Annotated in this window: 4 protein-coding genes; all 4 read right to left on the bottom strand. The window is 36.7% G+C overall.

All coding sequences use genetic code 11. The features are described 5' to 3' along the window. Nucleotides 1–276: 276 nt before the first annotated feature. The 4 genes from BK582_RS26330 to BK582_RS26315 all read right to left on the bottom strand — a co-directional run bounded on the left by BK582_RS26330 (nucleotide 277) and on the right by BK582_RS26315 (nucleotide 5,094). A complete protein-coding gene (locus BK582_RS26330; RefSeq protein WP_244895519.1) occupies nucleotides 277–1,044 on the bottom strand; it encodes an HNH endonuclease signature motif containing protein in 768 nt (255 codons plus the stop codon). A gap of 826 nt (nucleotides 1,045–1,870) precedes the next feature. Further along, on the bottom strand, nucleotides 1,871–2,485 hold the full coding sequence (locus tag BK582_RS26325; protein ID WP_078598714.1) for a CadD family cadmium resistance transporter: 615 nt from the start codon (nucleotides 2,483–2,485) through the stop codon (nucleotides 1,871–1,873). A 64-nt stretch (nucleotides 2,486–2,549) separates the two neighbouring features. After that, nucleotides 2,550–4,718, bottom strand: a complete 2,169-nt coding sequence (locus BK582_RS26320; RefSeq protein ID WP_078598713.1) for a heavy metal translocating P-type ATPase — start codon at nucleotides 4,716–4,718, stop codon at nucleotides 2,550–2,552. Beyond that, entirely contained in the window at nucleotides 4,696–5,094 is a 399-nt protein-coding gene (locus BK582_RS26315; protein WP_078598712.1) for an ArsR/SmtB family transcription factor, read from the bottom strand. The genes BK582_RS26320 and BK582_RS26315 overlap by 23 nt, the downstream gene beginning before the upstream one ends. Between the last annotated feature and the right edge of the window lie 428 nt (nucleotides 5,095–5,522).

The raw sequence follows: 5,522 nt of genomic DNA, 5'->3' as shown, positions 1-5,522 counted from the left end.
GTCCTTTTGCGCGCAAAGCTTTGGACACCTCGTATCATACCAAGAGGGCTCTTTTTCTATCAAACTCCAAATTCTTTAATTACAGGAATGCTCCCCGTTAGCACCACAACGAGAGGAACAAGAGCAGCAACAGCCTCTTGATACAGATAGGTAAAGGGTTTGAAGTTATTGCTCCCTTTTCCCCCTGTTCACACCGTACATGAAGCTTTCACCTCATACGGCGTTCCAACTAATCCAATTCATTCAATTCTATGTAGTAATGAAGCGTATTTTATTTCAGGCGCTGATTAAATCATTTTTGCATTGTTCTCTTAGTTCATTGAGTTTTTGTATTTGCTTTTCATTAAGATTTAAGACATTTAATAAGTCCTTTATTTTATGTTCATCCTTTATATGCACAAGTCGATGAACGGCTTCATGGAGCACTATCAAATTTGAAAATCTATGATCTTTTGAGAGATGATATGGAGTTATATGATGACAGTGCCAGTCATTTTTACCTAATTCCGTTCCTAAAATGGCACATTTCCCGTATTGGGCAATGAATTTACTAATGCGGTTATCGTTATACTCAATAGTACGACCTAGAATAAAATTTTTCATGACATAACTGAGTACGTTTCTGTTAATCGCTTTTAAGCTATTGTGTATTTTCTCTCTTCCCTTTGAGGTATAGTTACAGGTTTCTTGAGAGAAGCACAAGCTCGATTTATGTCGTTGGGCATAAATGGGGACAAAAACCATCTCTTTTATTTTATAGTATTGTGACTTGTATCCCCTGTAGCGTTTTTGTAAGGATTTTGTCATGTCAGAGAACTCTGCTTCTGTTCGAAGGCACTTTAAACGATTATATAATGTCTTGTTAAGACGATAGGTTAACTCACTAAGATTTTTTGAAATGTTTGTCACGTGTGAATAGTAATTTTGAATCCCCATTACAACAGTATTAACATGCCACACTGTTTCCTGGTTTTTTGATCTATCATGTAAACCCGTAAAAATATCCGTCAAGCCGTAGTAGTCCCAGTATCGCAGAGTTTGCACTGTGGCATCCCTCCTAATGGAGGAGATGTTCCCACGTTCTTACTCGATCGGCGCAATTCACGTTTGGAAAATAATCATTCATTCAGTTAGACTTGGGGCTGTTCTTCCACTCCCATTACAGGAGGTTCATAAGTCGTGCCCCTACCCTCGCGAGAATAAATGCTTTTCGGTTTAAACCTTATAGCAAACGCTTAGAATGACAGTTCATGAAGCAGCGTTTCTCGCTTTCCAAGTACCTTATAACCTAGCTTTCCGTTCTAAACTTAGGTGATTCCTCTGAGCCTGTGAGCTGGATACCGTCGTTGTTCGGTATGACGTGTTTCATAGGGTAGAGTCTTACTCTACTCCACTCACACCATCGTTAGATGGTACATACGTTTCCGCATGTTCTAACTTTAGACCCGTACATTCAGTTGTTTGTCAGTTCCGTCCCATGGGAACCATACTCACCGTATTCAGTTTTTCAGCCGTGCGACATATCCGTTGGCATACCTTTTCCACCGGAATGGCTTTAGCCTTCGTTCTGCCGAATCTATCTGACCTTCGAACCCCGATGATCTGTCAATCATGGCGCACGCAGAAGTGTTGACGAGGTAGTTTCAGCATACATGGTTACATCATTCCTACCTTCGGTTATAAAGTTAGAATTCTATTGAATTCCTTGTATTTCACGCCGTGTAGCGCTTATAACAAAACTTGTCGGACCCCACCCGTTAGCGTAAGTAATTGTTTCTCAAAGTTAGCACAAATAGATGTCGTTTCAATGCGTAGTATGGTTGTACTGCGCATTAAATCACGTTGTTGTTTTTCCGTATTTCTCCTAAACTTATTGAAATAGTGCTAATAGATCGTTAAATGTGCCATTTTCAAACATAATATAAACCCCTAAACCGATGAATACGATAGGTACAAGCCATCGTTCATATTTTTCTATTTTTTCCGAAATATAATTTACAGACGCTAAACGATAACTGATATAGCATAAGACACCCACCATAATGAAGAAGACAATAATAACAATGGGGATTTCACTTGAATTTAACGTGGTGAAGTAAGGGACATAAACAGAAAAATCATCTGCGCTTGAAGCTAATACAATAAATGTTACCGTTAAAAATAGTTGATTAAAACGATTTGAAGATAAAATGGATAAGACATTGCTACCCTCATCTTCATCTCCCTTGGACCATACTTTTATGCCTAAATAAATGGGTAACAGTCCAAGGAAGCCCACCATCCATTGCTGAGGAACGAAGTTGGCAACACCGTAAGCAGCAAAAAAACTAACCGTAATAATGATTGCCGTCCCCAAATATTGTCCGATAACAATGTGTTTTAATTGTCCTTTTTTCGTTTGTGAAAATAAGACAATAAGAAGAATAAGGTAATCAATGCCCGTAGCTACATAAACGGCAACTGCAGTTAAGGTTGTCCCCATTATTTTTCCAACTCCTGTCCAACATTTTCTTTAAATAAGGACTTTCCTGTTTGGAAAGTCCTTATTTTTATTCGTCTTCTTTGACACGCATAAGCCGCAAACCATTTAATGCTACTAGAAGGGTTGCTCCCATATCTGAAAGGATAGCAATCCACAGTGTCAACCATCCAGGGATGACCAACAATAAAGCTATGAATTTTATAGCAATAGCAAAAGTAATATTAGCCTTGATAATATTAAGAGCCTTACGGCTTAACTTTACAGTGAATGGAAGTTTTCTTAAATCATCTCCCATCAAAGCAACGTCTGCTGTTTCCAAAGCTGTATCGGTTCCAGCTCCGCCCATTGCAATACCTACTGTTGATGCTGCTAGAGCAGGTGCATCATTTACACCGTCACCAACCATTGCTACTTTACTGTATTTCTCTCTCAATTGTTTAATAAAGTTTAATTTTTCTTCTGGCATTAGTTCTGCTTGAATATTTGATACACCTACATAATTACCAATAGCATTGGCTGTCCCTTGGTTATCGCCTGTAAGCATAACAGTTTCTTTGATTCCTGCTCTGTATAACTTTCGAATAACTTCTTTACTTGATTCTCGAACCTCATCTGCAACGGCAATCACAGCTAAGATTTCAGTTTTAGTTCCGACAACCATTGCTGTCTTACCTTGATTTTGTAAAGTTCTAATTTTGTCTTCTAATTCAGTGTTTAAATGTGCATAAGGTAATTCTTTAAAAAGTTTTGGACTACCAATATAGTAAGTAATCCCGTTTACTTTCCCTCTAATTCCCTTTCCTGTAATGGAGGAGAAATCTTCCACTTGAACGTCTGAATAATTGACATTCTCTATCTCGGCTTTTTTCATGATTGCTGATGCAAGAGGGTGTTGCGAACGATACTCTAAAGCTGTAATGATTGATAATAATTCTTTGTCGTTTGTTTGAGATCCAAGAACATTATAATCCGTAACAACAGGAATACCTTTTGTTAAAGTTCCAGTTTTATCAAAGGCTATCGCTTTTAAGGAACCGATTTCTTCGAGATATACCCCGCCCTTTACTAAAACCCCCTTTTTAGCTGCATTTCCAATAGCGGAAACAATTGAGATTGGAGTTGAAATAACTAACGCACACGGACAACCAACAACTAAGACAGCTAACCCTTGATAAACCCAAGTTTCCCAATTTCCGCCAAAAAATAAAGGAGGTAAAACAGCAACTAATGCTGCAACTACCATGATTATTGGTGTGTAATACTTTGCAAACTTATCAACAAATGCTTGTGATGGAGCACGTTCACCTTGTGCTTCTTCAACAAGGTGAATAATTTTTGAAATAGTAGTATCCTCTACTAATTTAGTGATTTTGACCTCTAGCATGCCTTCTTCGTTTAACGTACCAGCAAATACTTCGTCATCAATCTTTTTCTCTACTGGGACAGATTCACCTGTAATAGCTGCTTGATTAACCGCAGAATAGCCACTAACGACTACACCATCCATCGCAATTTTCTGACCTGGTTTTACAATCATAATATCTCCAACAGCAATATCATTTACATTAACTGTTAATTTTTGGCCGTTACGCTTAACGAGAGCTTCTTTTGGTGCAATATTCATTAGAGAACGAATTGAATTTCTTGCTCTATCCATTGAAAAACGTTCCAGCTCTTCGCTCAAAGCAAAAAGAATAACAACAATCGCAACTTCTCCCCATTCTCCAATAATGGCTCCACCGATAACAGCCACCGTCATTAAGGTTTTCATATCGAATTCTAAGCGTAATAGGTTTTTAAAGCCTACTTTAAAAAGTGATAATCCACCGACTAACATAGATGCTAAAAATAATAGAGTAGTTACCACATTTTCTTCACCATTTACAAAATAGGATAGAAATCCGAAAACAAGAAATGATACGGAATAAAGCAATGTACTATACTTTTTATAAAAAGGTTCTTTTTCTTTTTCAATATAATCACCTGTTTGTTGAGATGATTGACTAGATTTTTCAGGCACAACTTTGAGATTTTCAAATGCACCAGCTTTTTCTAATTCATCAATCGCGGCATCCCCATAAACAGAAATTTTTGAAGCCCCAAAATTTACTTTTGCATCATCAACTCCTGGAATTTCCTTTACATTTCTTTCAAACTTTCCAGCACAATTCGCACAAGTAAATCCTTGAACACGGTATACATGTTGATTAGCTTCATTTAATTTTCTCTCCCCCACGATTAGCAACCTCCTTTCCGTGAATTACTGCGGTTGTAACAAGCATTTTGACATGTTCATCGTCTAAAGAATAAAAAACTAGTTTCCCATCTTTTCTACTTTTTGCAATCCCTAAATTACGAAGATGGCGTAAATGGTGGGAAGTCGTTGCCATTGTTGCATTTATGATATTGGCTACATCGCACACACATAATTCATCTTCTTGCACTAAGGCATATGCAATTTTTAGTCTAGTTTGATCAGATAAGGCTTTAAAAATGTTTGCAACTGGAGCAAGCGCCTCTTGTTCCAGAATTGAACTAACTCGATTTACTTTATCTTCGTCGTAACAGAAAATCTCACAAGTATCATGTAATGGTTTACCACTTTTACTCATATTATTATCTCCTCGTTCAAATATTCGTTTTATTATAATTTCATTCTAATATCTATTTGAATGAATATCAATCAAATAATCAAATTATTATTTGAATGTTATTTCAAAGAAAAAAAGATCTCTAAGCTTTTTGAGTAATTCAATTGTGAAATTTGTAAGGTTTTCTGTTTGAATTCTTCCACAATATGCTATTTTAAAAATATCATTTTTCTATTGAATAGTACCGTCAACCACGCAGTAACTTCGAAAAAGGTTGAACATAAAAAGCTGATTTTCCATTTAAGGAATATCAGCTTTCTTCGGTTTTGTGAAATATGTACTTAAGCGAAACTCCCTCTATAATCTTTTTGTTTTCTTACGAAAACTCCGTTTATCTAAGGATTTCATAGCTACTCTTTTTCATTAGACATTATTTACATGGTTAGTTT

Origin of the sequence: Evansella clarkii, from assembly GCF_002019695.1 — a bacterium.
GTDB classification, from domain to species: Bacteria; Bacillota; Bacilli; order Bacillales; family Salisediminibacteriaceae; genus Evansella; species Evansella clarkii.
Note: the sequence above shows the minus strand (reverse complement) of the source record. Positions and strands in the feature narration are given on the sequence as shown.

Excerpts from the sequence above, each read along its gene's own strand:
- BK582_RS26315 (WP_078598712.1), bottom strand. The coding sequence starts at position 5,094 with ATGAGTAAAAGTGGTAAACCATTACATGATACTTGTGAGATTTTCTGT.